Annotated in this window: 17 protein-coding genes and 1 other RNA gene; 7 read left to right on the top strand and 11 right to left on the bottom strand. The window is 41.1% G+C overall.

The window, feature by feature from the left end:
• Nucleotides 1-229: 229 nt before the first annotated feature.
• The 3 genes from AM629_RS00840 to AM629_RS00850 are packed head-to-tail and all read left to right on the top strand — an operon-like array spanning nt 230 to nt 5,359.
• Nucleotides 230-1,495: a DNA adenine methylase gene (locus tag AM629_RS00840; protein WP_054475250.1), complete on the top strand. Its 1,266-nt coding sequence runs from the start codon at nt 230-232 to the stop codon at nt 1,493-1,495.
• Nucleotides 1,492-3,009, top strand: a complete 1,518-nt coding sequence (locus AM629_RS00845; protein ID WP_054475251.1) for a DNA methyltransferase — start codon at nt 1,492-1,494, stop codon at nt 3,007-3,009. Before AM629_RS00840 ends, AM629_RS00845 begins: the two co-directional genes overlap by 4 nt.
• Before the next feature lies 1 nt (nt 3,010).
• On the top strand, nt 3,011-5,359 hold the full coding sequence (locus tag AM629_RS00850) for a restriction endonuclease (RefSeq protein ID WP_054475256.1): 2,349 nt from the start codon (nt 3,011-3,013) through the stop codon (nt 5,357-5,359).
• 422 nt (nt 5,360-5,781) lie between these two features.
• Here the strand turns inward: AM629_RS00850 and gcvP are convergent, their stop codons facing one another.
• From gcvP to AM629_RS00885, 7 genes are all read right to left on the bottom strand, one after another.
• Nucleotides 5,782-8,658 carry an aminomethyl-transferring glycine dehydrogenase gene (gene gcvP / locus AM629_RS00855; RefSeq protein WP_054475258.1) on the bottom strand — a complete coding sequence of 959 codons (2,877 nt, stop codon included), beginning with the start codon at nt 8,656-8,658 and terminating at the stop codon, nt 5,782-5,784.
• Nucleotides 8,659-8,745: 87 nt separating this feature from the next.
• Nucleotides 8,746-9,138, bottom strand: a complete 393-nt coding sequence (gene gcvH / locus AM629_RS00860) for a glycine cleavage system protein GcvH (protein WP_054475259.1) — start codon at nt 9,136-9,138, stop codon at nt 8,746-8,748.
• A gap of 229 nt (nt 9,139-9,367) precedes the next feature.
• Nucleotides 9,368-10,471 carry a glycine cleavage system aminomethyltransferase GcvT gene (gene gcvT / locus AM629_RS00865; protein ID WP_054475260.1) on the bottom strand — a complete coding sequence of 368 codons (1,104 nt, stop codon included), beginning with the start codon at nt 10,469-10,471 and terminating at the stop codon, nt 9,368-9,370.
• Between the two features lie 358 nt (nt 10,472-10,829).
• The gene (ubiI, locus tag AM629_RS00870; RefSeq protein ID WP_054475262.1) at nt 10,830-12,062 is read right to left on the bottom strand and encodes an FAD-dependent 2-octaprenylphenol hydroxylase; all 1,233 of its coding nucleotides are present in this window, start codon (nt 12,060-12,062) and stop codon (nt 10,830-10,832) included.
• Nucleotides 12,063-12,087: 25 nt separating this feature from the next.
• A complete protein-coding gene (gene ubiH, locus AM629_RS00875) occupies nt 12,088-13,266 on the bottom strand; it encodes a 2-octaprenyl-6-methoxyphenyl hydroxylase (protein ID WP_054475264.1) in 1,179 nt (392 codons plus the stop codon).
• 8 nt (nt 13,267-13,274) lie between these two features.
• Entirely contained in the window at nt 13,275-14,591 is a 1,317-nt protein-coding gene (gene pepP, locus AM629_RS00880) for a Xaa-Pro aminopeptidase (RefSeq protein WP_054475266.1), read from the bottom strand.
• Nucleotides 14,592-14,764: 173 nt separating this feature from the next.
• Nucleotides 14,765-15,343 (bottom strand): YecA/YgfB family protein, encoded by a 579-nt coding sequence (locus tag AM629_RS00885; protein ID WP_054475267.1) that lies wholly within the window; start codon nt 15,341-15,343, stop codon nt 14,765-14,767.
• 186 nt (nt 15,344-15,529) lie between these two features.
• On the opposite strand from AM629_RS00885, the gene zapA reads away from it, so the two are divergent.
• The 3 genes from zapA (at nt 15,530) to AM629_RS00895 (ending at nt 16,792) form a co-directional block, all read left to right on the top strand.
• A complete protein-coding gene (gene zapA / locus AM629_RS00890) occupies nt 15,530-15,859 on the top strand; it encodes a cell division protein ZapA (RefSeq protein WP_054475269.1) in 330 nt (109 codons plus the stop codon).
• A 113-nt stretch (nt 15,860-15,972) separates the two neighbouring features.
• Nucleotides 15,973-16,158: non-coding RNA, 6S RNA (gene ssrS, locus AM629_RS21665), on the top strand.
• A gap of 37 nt (nt 16,159-16,195) precedes the next feature.
• Nucleotides 16,196-16,792 carry a 5-formyltetrahydrofolate cyclo-ligase gene (locus AM629_RS00895; RefSeq protein WP_054475270.1) on the top strand — a complete coding sequence of 199 codons (597 nt, stop codon included), beginning with the start codon at nt 16,196-16,198 and terminating at the stop codon, nt 16,790-16,792.
• Between the two features lie 49 nt (nt 16,793-16,841).
• Here AM629_RS00895 and serA read toward each other — a convergent pair whose 3' ends face one another.
• Together serA and rpiA are read right to left on the bottom strand one after the other, a co-directional pair.
• Nucleotides 16,842-18,083 (bottom strand): phosphoglycerate dehydrogenase, encoded by a 1,242-nt coding sequence (serA, locus tag AM629_RS00900; RefSeq protein ID WP_054475271.1) that lies wholly within the window; start codon nt 18,081-18,083, stop codon nt 16,842-16,844.
• A 279-nt stretch (nt 18,084-18,362) separates the two neighbouring features.
• Nucleotides 18,363-19,019, bottom strand: a complete 657-nt coding sequence (gene rpiA / locus AM629_RS00905; RefSeq protein WP_054475272.1) for a ribose-5-phosphate isomerase RpiA — start codon at nt 19,017-19,019, stop codon at nt 18,363-18,365.
• 127 nt (nt 19,020-19,146) lie between these two features.
• Between rpiA and AM629_RS00910 the strand changes: the two genes are divergently transcribed.
• Complete coding sequence (locus AM629_RS00910; protein ID WP_054475274.1) at nt 19,147-20,049, top strand: LysR family transcriptional regulator ArgP; 903 nt, start codon at nt 19,147-19,149, stop codon at nt 20,047-20,049.
• Here the strand turns inward: AM629_RS00910 and AM629_RS00915 are convergent.
• Both AM629_RS00915 and argO read right to left on the bottom strand, forming a co-directional pair.
• A complete protein-coding gene (locus AM629_RS00915; protein WP_054475275.1) occupies nt 20,046-20,768 on the bottom strand; it encodes an oxidative stress defense protein in 723 nt (240 codons plus the stop codon). The genes AM629_RS00910 and AM629_RS00915 overlap by 4 nt on opposite strands.
• Before the next feature lie 111 nt (nt 20,769-20,879).
• A complete protein-coding gene (gene argO / locus AM629_RS00920; protein WP_054475276.1) occupies nt 20,880-21,515 on the bottom strand; it encodes an arginine exporter ArgO in 636 nt (211 codons plus the stop codon).
• Nucleotides 21,516-21,679 lie beyond the last annotated feature (164 nt).

Raw genomic sequence — 21,679 nt, forward strand, 5'->3', positions numbered from 1 at the left:
AATCTGATCTTACTTATAGCTATGTTCATTGCTGAGAGTTTTATGCTAGTTTTTCTTAATTTTTGATGTAGCATATCAATGAAAAGTGTATAATATGGATCTTTTTTATGTATTATTTTTTTTAATTTTTATCTATAGATGATGCTCCTTAATCCAACAGCTTTAAAGTGACGTTGCATATCGTCTAACACTCAGATTCATCATCATATAAGTACAATATGGCAATTAGATGACACAACAAGATAATAGTAACCAATATAAACCAGTTTTTAGTAAGGCTAACATGCCGTTAACTATGCAATATCTTGGTGGAAAATCGAGAATAGTTGATAATATCTTTGATTCTATTAAACAAAGTTTCCCTGAAGTCAATACATTTGTTGACCTATTTTCGGGTTCAGGGGTTGTTGCTTATCAAGCTTCTCATCTTGGTTATCGAGTAATTGCGAATGACATTCAACCATATTCAGCTTGCATTCTACGTTCTATTCTAAAAAAAACATCAGATAATATGCAGCCTTTAATTTTTCGTTTAGAAGAAATTACTAATAGTGAATTATTTTCTAAGAATAGAGAGGAATATTTACAAGATTTCCTAGTTGAAGATGATTTTTTTAACAAGGCGTTTGAAGAAAATCTTAACTGGAAAGAGTATGAGTATTTTTGCAATAATACGGTACTTATCGATGGTACTAGAGCTGAAGCTGATCGTTTGAGCAAAGAAAAACCATGGACATTATTTCTAGCATATTACCGCAATACTTATTTTGGTGTTAGGCAGTGTGCTGAACTGGATTTTTTAAAAGAATTAAGTTTTGAGTTATCCGAAAATATTAGAGATCAACTTGATGCTTGTATTATTTCAGTGATGACAGATTGTGTATCAAGCACAACTCACTTAGCTCAATATTTAAAACCATCATCAGAAAAATCAGCATATAATTTATTAAAAAAGAGAAAAAAAAGTTTAATTAATGAAACAATAAAGCGCTTAAATTCAATTTCTTCTAAGCCTTTCATTCAAGATGCTGATGTATATAATTTGGATTTTAGGCAAGCTCTTAAAATATTACCTCAATATAAAGATATGATTATATATGCAGATCCCCCATATTTTAAAGAGCATTATTCTCGTTATTATCATGTTCTTGATACGTATATTATTTATGATTATCCGGAATTAACTTTTAATAAAGTTTTAGGAAAAACAACTGTTGGACGATATCGTGAGGGGCGCTTGGTTTCTCCATTTGGAAAGCGTTCAACCGCAAAAAGTGCATTTGAGGTTCTTTTGAAGCAATCAATATCTAAACGAGCAAAATTGGTGATTAGCTATGCCTGTTCTTCTATAGTCGATTTATCCTTTTTTAAAGAATTATCTGAAACATACAAAATACCATTAATTATTGATGAATTTAATCTTGTACATACAGGGCAAGGGCAATCTAGGCATAAATCTGTAACTGAATATTTATTGAAGTTTGATATCAAATGAAACTCGCAGATATTTTAGAGGATATTCAACCTCAACATGACTATCCGGCAGGACTAATACATCCATATTGGGCTCGGAAGCCAATAAATGTTATTGAGCTACTTATTGAACAGTTCAGCAATGAGGGGGATTTAATTCTTGATCCTTTCATGGGCTCTGGTACTTCTGTATTTGGAGCATTAAAACGAAGACGTCGTATAATAGGTTCTGATCTTAACCCATTGGCTTGTTTACTTGTTAACGCTATTCTAGGTTCTGCAAAGAATATAACGGAACGCAAAGAAGAATTTCTATCTGCGTATAATGTGTTAGCGGAGTATGCAATAGCACTTTATAATATCGGGAACAATGAATGTGTTGAACGTGAAACTTATGAAGTCAAAGGGCAGTACTCGAATGGTGAGTTTGAGCTAAAATTGTTCTCTCATAAGATTAAGCCTATAAATAATAGGTCCCTGAAAGGTAAGTCTAGAGAGTGTCGTAGTGCACATTATTATTATTCCCCCTCTGCATCTTCAGTATCAGAACCATTAGATTTCTCAAATATAGAATTTACTGAAAATACAAGAATTGCCGTTCATTCTGGTGTTAATGCATCGCATTTTTTTACTCGCCGCAATATTGATTTTATCAATTATGCTTTGAGATATATTCAACAACCTTCTATTTCATCAGACACTAAAGAATTATTAACGATTTTTTTATCTTCATTGCTACCAATGTTGCGCTTAAGTGATAAAAAGGCTAGTTCTCAGTGGCCTTATTGGCGGCCAAAACAAACATTGACTTCTCGTAATCCTATTGTTGCTTTACATAGAAGAAAACGTGCATTCTTAGATATGTTTGAATGGGTTAGTCAAGAAATACATAAACCCGAGGATGCATCTATTTTTCAGTTGCCAGCAAGTGTTGTTAATTCAATGATTACGCAGCCTGTAGATCTCATTCTTACAGATCCACCTTATGCAGATCATGCGCCATATTTGGAGTATTCTGAACTTTTTTGGAGTATTGTATCTGGTAAGACAACACGCTCATTGTGGAAGCATGAAATTGTAAAAACTAATGCTGTTGGAAGAGGCTCTGATTCTGAGCAATATGAAGACAGAATGAGAGAAACATTGATATCTACATTAGAGAGCTTGAAGAATGGTGGTTACTTTATTTTCTTTTATGTTGATAAGAATCTTAATCATTGGAATACAATTAAGTCAGCAATAAAAGCAGCATCATGTGTAGTTGAGGAAGTTGTTCCAATTTGCAAACAAAGACGCTCGATGAAAACCGTTACGAGTCCAGGTAGAACACTTGATGGCGATCTTATTATTGTATGTAAAAAGAAGCTGAATGATGGTATAGAATTGCCATTATTAACGATGCAAGATATATTGGACACCTTACCGAAGGATGTTTCTTATTTTAATAAATTTTCAAATTTCATGAAAATGTATCTACAAAGCAATATTGTGGATCTTGACTGTTGGAATATTAAAGACATTTCAAGGATTATCTAATATGTATTGGCTATTAAGCGAAGAAAAACAAAAAAAAGTTAGGGAATTAGTTGATCAAGTCGTGTTAGCTCTTTCTGATATACCTCATAAGCCGCCTCATACAGATCAAATATTTCCATTTCAGGGACGTAAAGCAATTAATCATGCAAAAACTGTTATCAATATACTCACAGATGTTGATGCTGTTGTATGTGACCCCTTTGTTGGATCTGGAAGTTTTGGGTATGCATCTGTTCTATTAGGTCGTCATACACTTGTGAACGAGTATGAGCCTTATACATATAGAATGATGTCTGCACCATATGATTTACCCGAACGTTACGAACTTGAAGTAGCGTTTAAACAAGTCATTCCATTGCTCCAGTCTATTACTGATTACTATTATCGAACTATTTGTACTTGTGGACATTCAATAGTTTCTGACTCTTATTTCTATGATCGTGAACCAAAAAGATATTTAAATATTACACATCATGAACGTCTTGGCCCTAATGGCCAGAATGTAACATTTAGAGGAGCTTATCGTTGTAAGAATTGTGGGAACGAAACTAAATTTTTTAACGATTTTGATAAATTAGTATTGGATAAGTTAGAGGAGGAGAATAATGATTTTTTTAATATTAAACTCATTGAAAACTCAAGGATTAATTTAAGTAAAGAATTTGTTTTATATGGATCATTATTCCCTAAACGTAGCAGGATTGTTTCCTTTAAAATGTGGAATGCTCTTGTTTCAAGTAATATTCCAATGAAAAGTAAAGTATTCTTGGAAAATGTGTTTTTATCGATAATCCCATCTTTAAAATACAAGGATTATCGTAGTAAAAGTCAAGATTTGCATTGTCCAAAAATTATGTTAAGGGAAAATAATCCTTTTAATCTTTTTGTAAAACAGTATAAAAAAAGAAGGGATACACTTTATAAATATAATGAATCTTTCTCTGGAACTATTAATCTAAGTTGTAAAGATTTTAGAGTATTTATGAAAGAGCAAGCAGAAGAATCCGTTAATATTGTTATTACAGATCCTCCTTGGCATGATGGAAGTGCTTATTTTGAAAGAGCACAATTATACCATCCTTGGATTGGTTTTAATCTAAAGAATGATGAAGAGAGATTAGCAAATGAAGTTATAGTTAGTGATTCTCCTGAACGCCCAGATAAAAAGAATTATGATAGATGGTGGAATGATATAGACGATTTATTCAGACAAAGCTATCGTATCTTAAAAGCGGAATCCTTTTTGGTGCTCTATTTTCGACCTGTTCCTGCAACTAAATGGATTAGCAATTTCAATAGATTGAAATTGTTAGCTAGGAAAAACGGTTTTGAGCCTTTATTGACAATTGATTTGTCAAATAATGACCCATCAATGAGAATACAACAAAGTGCACATTATGCTTTCAGTAGCGACTTAATTTTGACTTTTTTACGGCTATCTCCCGATGAAAAGCGATATTATGTTAATGATCTAGATTTAGATGAGTTAGGATTTAGAGCAGCAGTTATATTGCAGGATCGTTTAGTTCGTTCATTTACTAAACATGAATGGTGGAATGAAATATTTGAGTCTTTAAGAAAAGAAGGGTTGGTAGAGTTACATTTACCAAAAAACCGCTATGTTATTGAGCGCATTTTCTCTAGAGTCTGTGAAAAGAGGAATGATGGCACATATTTACCAAAAGCAACTACACCATATTCTGACGAAATATTTAATGTGCCATATATTGAACGTGTTTCATTGTATGTCCCATATGTTATTGAGGAATTATTAAATAAAAGTGATAAGTTTACTTTTGATCAATTCTTATTGAAGATTGCTGAGTTTGTTGAAAATGGTACTCGTGCAATCATTGAAGATATTTTAGGTGATGGAGAGGATAACATTGCAAGCCTATTGGAACTTTATGCAGAGCCAATAGATGGTGGCAAGTATTTTACAAAACGCCCTGTACCTAAAATCCCAGAGAATATTGCTAATTTACTTGAACTCAATCCAATTGAGTTTGAAAATCTTGTTGCAAAACTGCTTGAGTTAGAAGGTTATAAAAATGTTGCAGTATCCGGACGATCAGGAGATCGTGGTGTTGACATTCGTTGTCATGATGAAGAAGGTAATTTGGTCATAGTCCAGTGCAAAAGATATACGAAAAGTAAAATTGGTTCGACACCTATACAACGTCTTCATAGTTTTGGGGTTACTAGAGGCGCATCAAAAATGATTTGTATTACAACGACTGATTATACACCTGATGGATATGATGAGGCTAGATTGACTAATGTTGAATTAATTGAGAGAACTAAATTAGAATCCCTCGTTTATAAACATAATCTTTTTAATAATAATTAGACTCTAAGGATTATGTTGAATATTCATTATTATAATGAGAAAGAAATGAGTTAATTATGATATATTAGTTTTAAACTCATAGATGAATTTGTGGGTTTAAAACTGTTTTGTGTCAACAATCAAAAAACATTTTTATAAAATCTTTAATAACCTTTGTACAAATTTTCCCTATCAGTCCATCATACTATGTGACTACGTATTTTGGCGATGAGTGTAGTGGTATAAGAATCCCAGACATCTCAAAAGCCCGTTAATCTAACAGCAGTCAAAGAAGGTACAACCACATCAAATAACACGGTGCCATTTTTCTCCGACATTCAGGCGGGAAGCGGTAGAGCACGCCATTAAATAGCACCAAAAGCCTAAATATGACAAAAATAACAACACCGGTAATTATACCGGTGTTGATTATTATACTGCGGTTATTGATAATCGCTGACAGGTGCACAGGAGCAGTGCAGATTACGGTCACCGTAAACATCATCAAGGCGTTTAACGGCAGGCCAATATTTATTGGCTTTGGTTTCTGCGGTCGGGAATACTGCTATTTCACGGCTGTAACTATGGTTCCAGTCAGAAGCCAGCTCAGTTTGTACGTGGGGCGCATTGACCAACGGGTTATCTTCCAATGACCATTCACCTTTCGCTACTTTGCTAATTTCAGCACGGATTGCCAGCATAGCATCCACAAAGCGATCAATTTCTACTTTGCTTTCTGATTCCGTGGGTTCCACCATTAACGTGCCAGCAACTGGGAATGACATGGTTGGTGCATGGAAACCATAATCAATCAAACGCTTGGCAATATCCATCTCGCTGATACCAAACTTCTCTTTCAGTGGCCGAATGTCCAGAATACATTCATGCGCCACATAACCGTTATGGCCCGTATACAGCACGTCATAATCATTCTTCAGGCGAGCAGCAATATAGTTAGCATTCAAAATCGCCGTCTGACTTGCCTGTTTCAGCCCTTGTGAACCCATCATACGAATATACATCCAGCTAATAGGCAGAATGGAAGCACTACCAAATGGCGCCGCCGAGACGGCGCGTTGTTCAGTGATGCCATCCATTTGAACTACAGAGTGCCCTGGTAAAAACGGTGCTAAATGGGCTTTTACGCCAATCGGCCCCATGCCTGGACCACCACCACCATGTGGAATACAGAATGTTTTATGAAGGTTAAGGTGCGAAACATCAGCGCCAATAAAGCCTGGAGCGGTGATACCTACCTGTGCGTTCATATTCGCACCATCAAGGTAAACCTGACCACCATACTGATGGATGATTTCACATACCTGACGGATAGTTTCTTCATATACGCCATGGGTTGATGGATAAGTCACCATGATACAAGAAAGTTCATCACCTGATTTCTCCGCTTTTTCACGCAGGTCTGTCAGATCAATGTTGCCCTCTTTATCACAACCAACCACAATAACTGTCATGCCTGCCATATGGGCAGAAGCTGGATTGGTACCATGAGCAGAACTAGGAATCAAACAGATATGACGATGTCCTTCTCCACGGCTTTCGTGGTAACGGCGAATAGCAAGCAGACCGGCATATTCACCTTGCGCACCGGAATTGGGCTGCATACAAACAGCATCATAACCTGTTAGTTGCACCAACCAGTGAGATAACTGGCTTATCATCTGCTGATAACCCTGCGCCTGTTCTGGCGGACAGAATGGATGCAGTTCATTAAATTCAGGCCAGGAGATAGGTAACATTTCTGCCGCAGCATTGAGTTTCATGGTACAAGAACCCAACGGAATCATTGCCTGGTTCAGTGCCAGATCTCTGCGCTCAAGGCGGTGCATATAACGCATCATATCCGTTTCGCTGTGATAGCGGTTGAAATTCGGATGCTGGAGAATTTCATCGTTGCGCAGCATAGATGCAGGGATAGAGTGGCTTTCCGCTATTACATTCTCATCCAATGCCTCAACATCCAGCCGCTCCTCTGTACCCGTCAGCACAGAGAATAATTTAACCAAGTCATCACGGTTGGTAGTTTCATTCAATGTAACACCCACTGCACCGTGAATATCGGTACGCAAGTTGATTTCTGCCTTGTCTGCTCGTGCCAGCACTGCGGCTTTATCGGCAACCTCAACGGTCAGCGTATCAAACCAAGTTTTGTAACGCAGAGTCAATCCCGCTTTCTGTAACCCAGAGGCTAGAATGTCAGTCAGACGATGAATGCGGCCTGCAATGCGTTTCAGTCCTTTTGAACCATGATATACCGCATACATACCCGCAATATTTGCCAGTAGAACTTGAGAAGTACAGATATTGGAATTCGCTTTCTCACGACGGATATGCTGCTCACGGGTCTGCATTGCCATGCGCAGAGCGGTATTACCTGCCGCATCACGGGAAACGCCAATAATACGTCCCGGCATAGAACGCTTGAACTCATCACGACAAGCAAAAAATGCCGCATGGGGGCCGCCATAACCCATAGGTACACCAAAGCGCTGAGCAGAACCAAACACCACATCTGCCCCCTGTTTGCCCGGAGCAGTCAGAAGCACCAACGCCATTAAATCAGCGGCAACGCTAATAATGATTTTGCGTTGTTTCAATTGTGCGATCAGGTCAGTGTAATCATGGATTTCACCTTTGGTACCAACCTGTTGCAGCAACACACCAAATATGCCATCCAACTCCAGAACTTTTTCTGCTTTATCTACAACCACATCAAAACCAAACGTTTCAGCTCGGGTACGGACAACATCCAACGTTTGAGGATGTACATCATCAGCAACAAAGAAACGATCAGCATTTTTCAGTTTGCTAGCACGTTTTGCCATTGCCATCGCTTCAGCCGCAGCGGTTGCTTCATCCAACAGAGAAGCAGAAGCAAGATCTAACCCCGTCAGGTCGATAGTCACTTGCTGGAAGTTCAGCAATGATTCAAGGCGTCCTTGAGAAACTTCCGGTTGATAAGGTGTATAAGCGGTATACCAGCCAGGATTTTCTAATAAATTGCGTAAAATAACCGGAGGGAGCACAGAAGGCACATATCCCATACCAATATAGGATTGGTAACGCTTATTTTGGCTGGCAATGGCTTTCAGTTCAGCCAATGCTTGTTGTTCAGTTGCACCACCGCCTACATCAGGTGGCGCTGGTAACGCAATATCACGGGGAACAATTTTCTGGGTTAACTCACTAAGAGAATTTGCCCCTACTATCGCCAGCATTTCTTTTTGCTGTTCGGCAGAAGAGCCAATATGACGGCGGATAAACTCGCCCCGGTTTTCAAGTTGGCTTAATGTCTGAGTCATTTGGTACTAATTCCTGAAACTGGCCAGAAATGGCATACAAATAAAAACGCCCCGATCACGATGTGAAACGGGGCGACAGTGGGCATCTTATTCTTCTTCGGCCAGAAGTGCCTGATATTTTTCGGCATCCAGCAAATTCGAAAGTTCACTCTCATCAGAAGCTTTAATACGGAACAACCAGCCTTCATCATAAGGCCCGCTGTTAACTAATTCAGGTGCATCACTCAGCGTTTCATTAACAGCAATAACTTCACCACTCAGTGGCGCATAAATATCAGAAGCCGCTTTTACCGATTCAACAACAGCACACTCATCACCAAAGTTGATTTCATCACCAACCTCTGGCAAATCAACAAAAACCATGTCGCCTAACAGCTCCTGCGCATGCTCGGTAATACCTACAGTATATTCACCATTGCCTTCTGCGCGAATCCACTCATGTGATTTAGCATATTTTAATTCTGCGGGTACATTACTCATTACCATCGTCTCCTTCAATCTTAGAACCTCGCTCATTTAGTCATTTTGGTTTCTTGCACCAATCATGCTTACTGAGATAGGTTGCTATTTACTCATCACGTTATTAGATAAAAATGACTATACCTGTTATCTTTCAAGTTGCCTCTTTGTTGGCTTCACTCACCCCGGTCACAGAGTTAGCTATGCTCCCGGGGATTCGCTCCCTTGCCGTCACGAAGCATCTTGAAATCTATTGGGTATATACGAGGGGCTTACCCGCCCGTACAAAAATAGGTTTGACTACCTGAACCGGCATTTCACGATTACGGATTTGTACAATCGCCTGTTCACCAATCCCTTGCGGCACGCGAGCAAAGGCAATACTGAATCCTAATGTTGGGGAGAACGTACCACTGGTAATAACACCAGAATGTAAGGCGCCCGCCTCATCAGTGAAGCTAAGGGTTAAACCACCACGCAACACACCTTTTTCTCTCATTACTAAACCAACCAACTGTTCAGTGCCATCTTCACGCTGTTTTTCTAACGCTTCACGGCCTATAAACTGGCGATCTTCTGGCTTCCAAGCGATTGTCCAGCCCATATTGGCTGCTAATGGAGAAATAGTTTCATCCATATCCTGACCATAGAGATTCATACCTGCTTCAAGCCGCAAAGTATCACGGGCCCCTAATCCTGCGGGTTTAACGCCAGCATTAAGTAATTTTTGCCAGAAATCTGTTGCTTGCTCTTTCGGCATTGCGACTTCATAACCCGCTTCACCGGTATAACCCGTCGTTGCAATAAACAGATTATCAGCCTGAACACCAAAGAATGGCTTCATACCAGCAATAGCCTGTTTTTGTTCATCATTCAGCAGAGATTGTACTTTTGCCGGAGCTTCAGGCCCCTGAATAGCGATCAATGCCAGATCATCTCGAACTTGAATATCGACAGGGTAATGAGCTGCATGTTCACTAATCCAGGCCAAATCTTTCTCACGAGTTGCAGAATTAACCACCATCCGATAAAAATCATGGCTAAAATAATAAACAATCAAGTCATCAATAACACCACCGGAAGCATTAAGCATCCCGGTGTATAAGGCTTTACCCTTTTCTGTAAGTTTAGCAATGTCATTTGCCAGTAAATAACGCAGGAAATCACGGCAGCCAGTACCATGCAAATCCACAATCGTCATATGGGAAACATCAAACATACCCGCATCAGTGCGGACAGTATGATGTTCATCCACTTGTGAACCATAGTGCAAAGGCATCATCCAGCCATGAAAATCGACTATGCGCGCACCACAGGCCAGATGCTGGTCATACAATGGAGTTTGTTTTGCCATTATTTCCCTCTTTTCATTTCCTACATGAAAACATGCCGCGTATTAACCGACAGATACTGTAAATCATGAACAAAAAGCGGCTAAAAAACACGACGCAAACGATATCTTAAAATGAAAGTTATCACTGAAAACCAAAATGAACCATAAGTAAAAATAGGGTCCAACTCAGCAACAACCAAAAAACACGCGGTGAGTATGCAGAATTTTTAACTATTAAAATGAGCCATAATACTCAAAATTAACAATTAAATTTAGAAAACACTCATATTTCATTAATAGCTCACTGAAATATGAATAAAACCACTTATCCATATTCCAGCAAGACATGAGAAAAACTAATCGGTATGCAGAGGCTAAATTAGATTTTTTCAGCCGAAGAGGACTGAGAAGAGAGCCAATCTGGTAAGTCATTCAATCCCATTGCTTGACGAAGCAATTGAGGTTTAATTCCGGGTAAATTATCTGCCAAAGATAACCCGATATCCCGCAAAAGTTTTTTCACTGGATTATTGCCGTCGAATAACTGACGAAAACCCTGCATTCCGGCTAGCATCACAGCCGCACTATGTTTACGACGGCGTTCATATCGACGTAAATAGAAATGCTGACCAATATCTTTTCCCTGGCAATGCAGGCGACGCAATTCACCTATCAGTTCCGCGACGTCCATAAAGCCTAAATTCACCCCCTGACCTGCCAGTGGATGAATGGTATGAGCGGCATCACCCACTAAAACCAAACGGTGAGCGGCAAAGTTACGAGCATAACGACCAGTCAATGGAATTGTCTGGCGTTCACTGATCAGCTCACACTGACCAAGGCGCATATCAAAATCCACCGCCAATTGTTGATTAAAAAGCGTATTATCAAGCTGTTTGAACTGATCTGCTGATTCACCCGGCAGTGACCAAACAATAGAACACAAATGCGGATCAGCAAGAGGCAAGAACGCCAGAATACCATCACCATAAAAAATCTGACGGGCAACACGGCCATGAGGTTCTTCAGTACGGATAGTCGCCACCAGCGCATGATGCTCATAATCCCAGAACGTCAGGGGGATATCAGCGTGCTGCCGCAACCATGAATGAGCGCCATCAGCACCAACAACTAAACGGGCAGTTAACATGCGCCCATCGGATAAAGTCATAAAAGCTTCATTCTCACCCCAGGCAACCTGCTTCAAAGCCGCAGGAGATAAGATAGTCACATCAGACAGGCTTTCTGTTTTTTTCCATAATGTTTCACGGATGACCCAGTTTTCAATGATATGACCAAGGTATTCCACACCATAGTCAGCCGCACTGAAACGAATACGGCCAAAGCTATCTCGCTCCCAAACCTCCATTCCCTGATAAGGGCTGGTGCGCATAGCCAGAATCGGTTGCCACACACCAAGGTGCCGTAACAGGCACTCACTGGCAGCATTAATCGCAGAAACCCGCAAAGCATACTCTTTTCCCGCTGTAACAGGCTGTGAGGGCGGATAATTTTCTACCACGGCCACTCGCAAGCCACTGCCTTGTAAGCCACAGGCAAGCGCCAAACCAACCATACCGCCACCAACGATAACCACATCAAATGATTGCATAATATAACGTCCTCTTATTTTGCGGTTATCCCCGGGTAACCAAGCCCAAAGTCTGACGGGCCAGCATATCCCGCACAGGAGAGAATTTTTCCATTGCCATCAGGCCAAGATTACGCCCAACTATCAATGGAAAATAATGATTAGCAAATATCCGTATCAATCCATCAGTCATACCAATGGTATTTTCCCGATCTGAAACCCGTTGCTGCTGATAGTTGACCAGAACCGAATAAGTACCAATATCCTGACCCGCTGCAAAAGCTTGAGAAACAATCTGAGCCAGTGTCATCACATCTCTCATACCAAGATTAAAACCCTGACCAGCAATCGGATGTAATGTTTGTGCGGCATTTCCCACCAGCGCCAATCGGTGGCTAACTTGTTGATTTGAAATGGATAGTGTTAGTGGATAACTATGACGCTGACCGGCTTCCAATATTTTGCCCAATCTCCAACCAAATGCACACTGTAACTGCCTCAGAAATTGTTCATTATTCCAGCCAACGATCTCCTTTTGTTGCTCCAATCGATGACACCATACCAGTGAGCTTCGACCTCCAGACATCGGCAACAGCGCAAGCGGGCCATATTCTGTGAAACGTTCAAATGCTCTACCTTGCGGATGCTCTGAAGTTAATACATTCGTAATCACTGCAACCTGTTCATAACAGTGCTGTTGCCGTTGAATGTGACAAGCGTGACCAATAGCAGAATGGCTACCATCCGCTGCCACTAACAATTCACCCTGGAGTTGTTCACCATTATCCAGTGTCACTACCACCGATGATGTCGTTCTCTCAACAGCCAGAACCTTGGATGGACAATACAGCGTAACACCAGGCGCATTTTTCAGTAATCCGAACAAACACAGCCCAGCATCATACAATTCGATAACATTTCCCAGAGCTGGAATGTTATAGTCTTTAGCGCTAAGGTTGACAAACCCCGCATGACCACGGTCACTAACATGAACGTGAGTTATTGGTATCACATAATCTTCCAAAGCAGACCAAACCCCGATCTGTTGTAAACGCTGACAAGTACCGTAAGCCAACGCTATCGCTCTGGCATCAAAGCCGGGGTGTTTCTGCTCCGGCTCTGCTGCTTCAATCAGGGAAACATGAATCTGCCCCTTACTCAGGGAAGATATCGCCAACGCCAGCGTCGCGCCGGTCATGCCACCACCAACTATAATCACGTTCATACTTTAACTTAACCCTGTTTTGCTTTCGCCATCAGAGCTTCAATCTCATCAGCGCCTTTAACAACACAGGCCGTCAGGTTTTCGTTGCCTGTTTCAGTAATCACAATGTCATCTTCAATACGAATACCAATACCACGATATTCCAGTGGCACATCTGCATCCGGTGCAATATAAAGCCCCGGTTCAACCGTCAACACCATTCCCGGCTCCAGAATACGATCGCGCTCTACGCCATAGTGCCCGACATCATGCACATCCAATCCTAACCAATGGCTAAGACCATGCATAAAGAACTGACGATATGCTTTGGTTTCGATCAAATGTTCAACTTCACCGTGCATAATGCCCAATTTCACCAACTCTTCTACCATAATCCGCACAACATGTTCTGTTACTTTGCTGATACTGGTACCGGGCTTGTACAGCTCAAGTGAAACATTCAGTGTTTTCAATACGATATCGTAAATTTCACGCTGCGCACGGGTAAATTTGCCATTTATAGGGAAAGTACGGGTGATATCTCCGGCATAACCCAGATATTCACAACCTGCGTCAATCAGCACCAAATCACCCTCTTTCATCCTGCTTTCATTCTCGGTATAGTGCAAAATGCAGCTATTTTCACCACTTCCTACAATCGTGTTATAAGCAGGATAACGAGCACCTTGATAGGTGAATTCATGATGAATTTCGGCTTCTAGTTGATATTCAAACATTCCCGGGAGACAAACTCTCATCGCGCGCGTATGTGCCTGTGCGCTGATTTCACCAGCCCGACGCATAATTTCAATCTCGGCCTTAGATTTTAACAATCGCATTTCATGTAACCACGGACGCCAGTCAGTCATGGTTAAAGGGGCGGAAAGGTTGCGACGACCACCCTTTCTTAATGTGTCCAGCGCATGAAAAACAATTTCGTCTGCATAGGCAAATTCGCCTTGTGCGTGGTAAACCACATCCAACCCATTCAATAATTGATAAAGCTGTTCATTGATATCATCAAAAGGCAACGCCCGGTCAACACCCAATTTTTTAGGGGCGGCTTCTTGTCCAAGACGACGGCCAAACCAAATTTCCGCCGTCAAATCACGCGCTCGATTAAAAAGAACACTATGATTATGCGTATCATCACTCTTAATTAATATCAGCACAGCTTCCGGTTCATTAAACCCAGTCAAATAAAGGAAATCACTATGCTGACGATAGGGATATTCATTATCGGAATTTCGTGGCGCAGGCGGAACAGAAAAAATAATCGCTGCGCTGGCCGGAGCCATTTTTGCCAGTAAAGCCTGACGGCGGGATAAATATTCTTGTTTGGTCATATCCTCTCCTGCGACGTAGTTAATTATTTTGAGTTCAATATACCTGTTATCTTTCAAGTTGCCTCTTTGTTGGCTGCACTCACTCACCCCAGTCACAGAGTTAGCTATGCTCCCGGGGATTCGCTCCCTGGCCGTCGCGATGCATCTTGAAATCTATTGGGTATAAACACTAATTAATGCAATGTTGGCTTATCATTCTTTAGGATTGATACGGTCTTAGCCTCAGTAAACGCGATATAACAAAGCTGGGCGGCAACCCGCACATATTCAAGGACCTCTTCCAGTGCCTGAGCTAATTCTTCCTGATCATCACTTTCTTCATAACCAAGCAGGCCGATATTGCGCAGGTCACCAACAATCTCACTAACTTCTTTCTTATCTGTCAGCTTTGGTTGAGTGACGCCAAGCCCCAGCAAAAAATGATTCACCCAACCAGCCAATGCATCAGCTCGTTCAAACACATTACCTTCTTCATCAGGCAACAATAAATGGAATGTAAAATTACTGTCATCTAATGATTCAAATGTGATTTCACGTAATTCACGCAATTGCTGAGCCAACGGATGGGGAAAAGCCAAACCATCATTGGCTAAATCATGAACTAAAGCCTGCCAGCTACTACTATCGCGATTACCACCGCACAGCAGGCCACTAATCAATCCATGCATCTCTGCAGCTGTCAGTGCTACTGACTGCTGATGCAATATTTCGTCAAAAGATTGATAATCTGGTAATGAATTATGTATAGACATGTGTATTGGTCATCGTTGACGGTGGAAGTTCATGCTATGCTACCACCAAGGGGAGTCGCTATACTAGACAACAGCCGTAGCTAATCGTTAGTTATCTGTCGGTATCGCGTTGTAATGATTGGCGTCTGCTTTATCCTATTCATCAGGAAGTAAAGCCAAGACGCAGTAATAAGTCAGGAAGGGGTCATGTCTGCACAACCAGTAGATATCCAGATTTTTGGGCGATCATTACGTGTCAATTGTCCATTAGAACAGAAAGAAGCACTGCTAGCTGCCGCTGTGGAACTTGAGCAACGTTTAGAAAATTTAAAAGAACGCACCAGAGTAACCAATACTGAACAACTGGTTTTCATTGTAGCACTGAATATCTGTCATGAGCTGGCACAAGAAAAAGTGAAAACTCGTGACTATGCCTACAATATGGAACAAAAAATAAAGATGCTTCAACAGACTATAGAACAGGCATTAGTGGAACAAGGTCGCACCACTGAGCGTACTATTGCATCAAATGAATGAATTTTATTGATAAATCATACATTAGTGAATGAATCGTTCCATAATTAAGTTGATTTCTGTGTTTAGTTTCATACAATAGGTCCTACAAAAGTTGCTTAGTAAGTACTGAATAAATTTCTCTGAGATGTTCGTGAACGGGGAAAGTCCCCTGAGCCGATATTTCATACATTATAGAATGTAGTGCTCCGTAGCCGGTGTGCATGCTCGGTCCGTCCGAGAAGCCTTAAGGATACGACGCTACGTTCACCTTGAACCAAGGGTTCAAGGGTTACTACCTGTAACGGCATCTTGGAGAACCTCATCTTTTATCGTTTCTGCTATTAACAGATAGGTTCCATGCAATCAGATCCCCTGTTATCACTGAGACAGAACCTCAGAAAGGCAATACGCCAAAAGCGCCGAGAGCTGTCCCCTGAACAGCAATCCCTTTTTGCAAAACAAGCAGCTGAGCACGCTATTAATCATCCAAAAATTCGCCAGGCTAATAAAATCGCGTTGTTTCTTTCATTCGACGGTGAAATCAATACGCGTCCACTAATTAACCTAATCTGGCAACAAAATAAGCAGATCTATCTGCCAGTATTGCACCCTTTCAGCCGTCACCATCTGTTATTTTTACACTATCAACCGAATACTAAACTTGTCAGAAATCGTTTCAATATAGAAGAGCCACCACTGAATGTTCAGCAGGTTTTACCCTTATCTGAACTGGATATCATGATGGTTCCGCTGGTTGCTTTTGACCGAACAGGGCAACGGCTTGGCATGGGAGGCGGCTTTTACGATCGTACACTAAGCCAATGGCAACAAAAAAACTTCTACCCAATTGGGCTGGCTCATAACTGCCAATTAGTCGATTCACTACCATCAGCTGATTGGGATATCCCACTACCTGAAATCATCACTCCTGAAAAAATCTGGCATTGGCAGTAAAAAAATGGGCACATCACGCAATGTGCCCATTTACCCCATATCAAAATAATCAGTAAAGCAGACGAGAACGGATAGTACCCGGTAGTGCTTTCAGTTTTTGAAGTACCATTTCAGCCTGAGCGGGAGTCTCAGTCACAATATCAATAACCACATAACCCATATCCCCACTGGTACGCAGGTACTGAGCTGCGATATTGATATCCTGTTCAGCAAATACCTGGTTAATACTATTCAGTATACCTGGACGATTTTCGTGAATATGTAAAAACCGGTTAGTATCATCAGCATGCGCTGGGAGAGAAACTTCCGGGAAATTTACTGCCGATAAGGTAGAGCCATTATCAGAATACTTCGCCAGCTTTCCTGCTACTTCATAACCAATGTTCTCTTGTGCTTCCTGAGTAGAACCACCGATATGTGGAGTCAGCAACACGTTATCAAATTTAAGCAAAGGTGATTCAAACGGATCATTATTAGTCGCCGGTTCAACCGGGAATACATCCACCGCCGCACCGGACAGGTGTTCACTTTCCAGTGCATCACACAATGCCGGGATATCCACTACCGTTCCACGTGAAGCATTGATCAGGATAGAACCCGGTTTCATCAATGCAAGTTCCGTTGTCCCCATTATATTTTTAGTTGATGGCGTTTCTGGTACATGCAAACTGACCACATCACTCATATTCAGTAATTCTGATAAATGACGTACCTGATGAGCGTTACCTAATGGCAATTTATTTTCAATATCGTAGAAGTAGACATCCATACCGATACTTTCAGCCAGAATACCAAGCTGAGTACCAATATGACCGTAACCGATAATACCCAATTTTTTACCGCGAACTTCATAGCAGCCCTTAGCCTGTTTATCCCACACGCCACGATGGGCTTTTGCATTCGCTAAAGGAATACGCCGCAGCAGCAACAGCAACTCACCAAGCACCATCTCAGCAACAGAGCGGGTATTAGAAAACGGTGCATTAAAGACAGGAATACCACGTTTGGCTGCGGCTTTCAGATCAACCTGGTTTGTACCGATACAGAAACACCCCACAGCAACCAGTTTTTCCGCTGCCTGAAAAATATCTTCTGTTAGTTGTGTGCGAGAACGGATACCAACAAAATGAGCATCACGAATCGCTTCTTTTAGCTCTTGGGAATCCAACGCCCCTTTATGATATTCGATATTGCTATAGCCCGCTCCTCGCAGGTTTTCCACTGTACTTTGATGGACACCTTCTAATAGCAAAAATTTAATCTTATCTTTTTCCAGAGATACCTTAACCATTTACCCTGCCTATTATGACGTCAATTTTCGTTACATTTAAGATTCATTCTCTCAACATAACAAAAAAAACAGACACAGCAATATAAACGATTGCTACCCCTATCCAGTCAATCTCAGTAAAAGCGTTATTATGCGGAATAAAATGATGCGGAAAAGAATAATGTCAGAATTTAGACTATCTATTCATTATAGACATAAGATATATCACTAAATTTTTACTTATCATTCCGCGTGAAAAAATTTTAAGGGCGAAATGTTACGCCCTCATAAACAATATTATTAAATGATGGTTTTCACTCCATCTAATGCCCCCATCAATACAACATCCGCGCCACGGTTAGCAAACAGACCGACAGTCACCACACCTGCAATACTATTAATTTTATTCTCTAGCTCAATAGGATCGAGAATTGATAAATTATGTACGTCAAGGATTACGTTACCGTTATCAGTCACAACATTTTGGCGATATTCGGGTACACCACCCAATTTAACTAATTCACGGGCAACATATGAACGAGCCATTGGAATCACTTCAACAGGCAGAGGGAATTTACCTAACACATCAACTTGCTTAGAAACATCAACGATACAAATGAATTTCTTCGCTATTGCAGCAATAATTTTTTCACGGGTCAGTGCAGCACCACCGCCTTTAATCATTTGCATATTGCTATTGATTTCATCCGCACCATCAACATAGATATCAAGGGAATCCACTTCATTACAATCGAATACAGGAATCCCCAAACTTTTTAACTTCTCAGTAGAAGCCTCAGAACTAGATACTGCCCCTTCAATCTGGTCTTTAATTGAACCAAGAGCATCAATAAAATGTGAAGCCGTTGAACCCGTCCCCACACCGACAATCGTTCCTGGAGTGACAAATTCAAGCGCCGCCCAACCTACTGCTTTTTTCAGTTCATCCTGAGTCATATCAATTCATTGCCTATATCAATTATTAAGGAAAACCTGTCGGCTAGTATAAACAATAATTTGCCTCATCCACTGAAAAAATATGGCATAGTGCTATGTAAAAAAATAAATGGAGAATCTTTCTGTAATGAAACGCCCTGATTACCGAACACTGCAAGCCTTGGATGCTGTTATCCGTGAGCGTGGTTTCGAACGCGCTGCACAGAAACTCTGTATCACTCAGTCTGCGGTCTCTCAACGTATCAAACAGTTGGAGAATCTATTCGGTCAGCCTCTGCTGGTACGCACCATTCCTCCGCGTCCTACCGAACAGGGGCAAAAGCTGCTGGCGCTATGGCATCAGGTAGAATTACTGGAAGAACAATGGCTGGGTGATGAATATGGTACAGATACTCCGCTACTGCTTTCACTGGCAGTCAACGCCGATAGTCTTGCCACCTGGTTGCTACCGGCATTACACCCAGTACTCGCTGATTTACCTATCCGACTGAATATTCAAGTTGAAGATGAAACCCGTACTCAGGAACAACTAAGAAGAGGTGAAGTTGTTGGCGCGGTCAGTATTCAACCTCAACCATTACCTAGTTGTCTGGTCGATACACTAGGGGCGCTAGATTATCTATTCGTTGCTTCACCAGAATTTGCTACCCGCTATTTTCCAAATGGAGTTACCCGTTCTGCTTTACTGAAAGCACCAGCGGTAGCATTCGACCACCTAGATGATATGCATCAGGCATTTCTACAACAGAACTTCGATTTATCACCGGGTAGTGTTCCATGCCATATCGTCAACTCATCTGAAGCGTTTGTACAATTAGCAAAACAGGGTTCTACTTGTTGTATGATCCCTCATTTGCAGATTGATAAAGAGTTAGAAAATGGTGAATTGATCGACCTGACACCCGGTTTATGTCAGCGCCGAATGCTCTATTGGCATCGTTTCACACCGGAGAGTAGGACGATGAAAAAAGTGACTGACGCCCTGCTGAAACTTGGGCGTCAGATGTTAAGACAAGATGACACTGATTAATGCTTTAGTTCAAACACAACATCAACCTGATCGCTGAAGTTGATGCTCTCCTGCTGGTAAGTTTCACCCACACCAGCAGCACCTCCCGCCATAAGCACATCACTATTTTGATATCTCATGTGACCAACCGCTTCTGGTGCTCGATAGTTGATACTATATATCGAACCCAGTCTGCTATTAAAGCCTGTTGCCAGTGCACCAGCCTGCTCAATGGCATTCTTGATTGCTTTCTGACGAGCTTCATCACGATATTTTTGTGGATTGTCCACACCAAACTCAATCGACGTGATTTCGTTCAAACCCGCTTTTAATGCACCATCAAGCAGAGGATTAAGCTGATCCAACTTATGAACCTTCACCTCCACCGAACGGATTGCACGATAACCTTTTAGCGTAGACTTGCCAGACACCCCATCATACTCATAATCAGGCTGAGTACGCAGATTAGCTGCATTAATATCTTTCTTTTCAATACCGTTCTTTTTCAGAAAATCAAAATATTTAGCAACAAGCTCATCAACCTGTTTTTTAGCACCAGAAGCATCTTTAGCAGAAATATTGACGTTAATCATCAAAGTTACCATATTCGGTTCTGCTTTAACTATCGCATTACCGGAAGTAACAATATGCGGAACTGCGGGTAAATCAACCGCCTGTGCAGCAAGTGGCAAACTTCCTGCACTTAGCATTGCAGCTAAACCCAATGATTTTAATTTCACACAACCTCCGTAGAAAATCTGTTACAAAAAATTTATCCCCCGGAAAGACCGAAATAGATACGGGATAAATAAAACACTAACACACACGCTGTAAGCAAAGAAGTACCCAAGTTAACCAGAAATTATCAATCCCTGTTTAGCAAGTTGCCAGGCTATATACCACATCACAATACAGATAAACCCATTAATAATCCGTTGAGAACGTGGTTTACTCAGTACAGATGAAAACGATGCAGCCAAAAATGCCAGAGCAAAAAACCAACTGATGGAAGCACTTGCAGCGCCAAAAGTAAACCAAAGCCTAAGTTCTGGGGATAGCTGGCTACCAATACTTCCCAGAATGACAATAGTATCCAGATAAACATGCGGATTTAACCAAGTGACAGCAAAGATGATCATAATGACTCGCCAGCGATCTTTTGCGGCATTGCTATCGTCAGATTGTTCCTGTTCCAATTCAACATTCGCATGTAGAACCGCACGAAAAGCTCCCCAACCGTACCACAATAAAAATACGACGCCCCCCCAAGTGACACATTGTAGTAATAACGTTGATTGTCCAAGTAACGCACTACCACCAAACACACCGACACCAATCAAGAAACCATCGCTGATAGCGCACAAAGTTGCACTCATCAAATGAAATTGTCTCCTGCTGCCTTGCTGCATAACAAAAGCGTTCTGTGGACCGAGAGGTAAAATCATTGCTGCGCTAAGAAAAAACCCCTGCACAAACGTTGTTAACATAAAAAAAACTCCTCAATAATTATTCACTTTGCTATTTCAATATTCTAAATATTAAGAAGAATAGCTCATTAGAGGAAATAAATGCTTCTAATCGATCATTAGAAATTCTAATCACCTAATAAAAGGAAAATTTTTATAGAAAAACCATCGGGTTAATTCAAAGT

Origin of the sequence: Photorhabdus heterorhabditis (assembly GCF_001280945.1) — a bacterium.
Taxonomy (GTDB): Bacteria; Pseudomonadota; Gammaproteobacteria; order Enterobacterales; family Enterobacteriaceae; genus Photorhabdus; species Photorhabdus heterorhabditis.

Excerpts from the sequence above, each read along its gene's own strand:
- AM629_RS00840 (WP_054475250.1), top strand. The coding sequence starts at position 230 with ATGACACAACAAGATAATAGTAACCAATATAAACCAGTTTTTAGTAAG.
- AM629_RS00845 (WP_054475251.1), top strand. The coding sequence starts at position 1,492 with ATGAAACTCGCAGATATTTTAGAGGATATTCAACCTCAACATGACTAT.
- AM629_RS00850 (WP_054475256.1), top strand. The coding sequence starts at position 3,011 with ATGTATTGGCTATTAAGCGAAGAAAAACAAAAAAAAGTTAGGGAATTA.
- gcvP (WP_054475258.1), bottom strand. The coding sequence starts at position 8,658 with ATGACTCAGACATTAAGCCAACTTGAAAACCGGGGCGAGTTTATCCGC.
- gcvH (WP_054475259.1), bottom strand. The coding sequence starts at position 9,138 with ATGAGTAATGTACCCGCAGAATTAAAATATGCTAAATCACATGAGTGG.
- gcvT (WP_054475260.1), bottom strand. The coding sequence starts at position 10,471 with ATGGCAAAACAAACTCCATTGTATGACCAGCATCTGGCCTGTGGTGCG.
- ubiI (WP_054475262.1), bottom strand. The coding sequence starts at position 12,062 with ATGCAATCATTTGATGTGGTTATCGTTGGTGGCGGTATGGTTGGTTTG.
- ubiH (WP_054475264.1), bottom strand. The coding sequence starts at position 13,266 with ATGAACGTGATTATAGTTGGTGGTGGCATGACCGGCGCGACGCTGGCG.
- pepP (WP_054475266.1), bottom strand. The coding sequence starts at position 14,591 with ATGACCAAACAAGAATATTTATCCCGCCGTCAGGCTTTACTGGCAAAA.
- AM629_RS00885 (WP_054475267.1), bottom strand. The coding sequence starts at position 15,343 with ATGTCTATACATAATTCATTACCAGATTATCAATCTTTTGACGAAATA.
- zapA (WP_054475269.1), top strand. The coding sequence starts at position 15,530 with ATGTCTGCACAACCAGTAGATATCCAGATTTTTGGGCGATCATTACGT.
- AM629_RS00895 (WP_054475270.1), top strand. The coding sequence starts at position 16,196 with ATGCAATCAGATCCCCTGTTATCACTGAGACAGAACCTCAGAAAGGCA.
- serA (WP_054475271.1), bottom strand. The coding sequence starts at position 18,083 with ATGGTTAAGGTATCTCTGGAAAAAGATAAGATTAAATTTTTGCTATTA.
- rpiA (WP_054475272.1), bottom strand. The coding sequence starts at position 19,019 with ATGACTCAGGATGAACTGAAAAAAGCAGTAGGTTGGGCGGCGCTTGAA.
- AM629_RS00910 (WP_054475274.1), top strand. The coding sequence starts at position 19,147 with ATGAAACGCCCTGATTACCGAACACTGCAAGCCTTGGATGCTGTTATC.
- argO (WP_054475276.1), bottom strand. The coding sequence starts at position 21,515 with ATGTTAACAACGTTTGTGCAGGGGTTTTTTCTTAGCGCAGCAATGATT.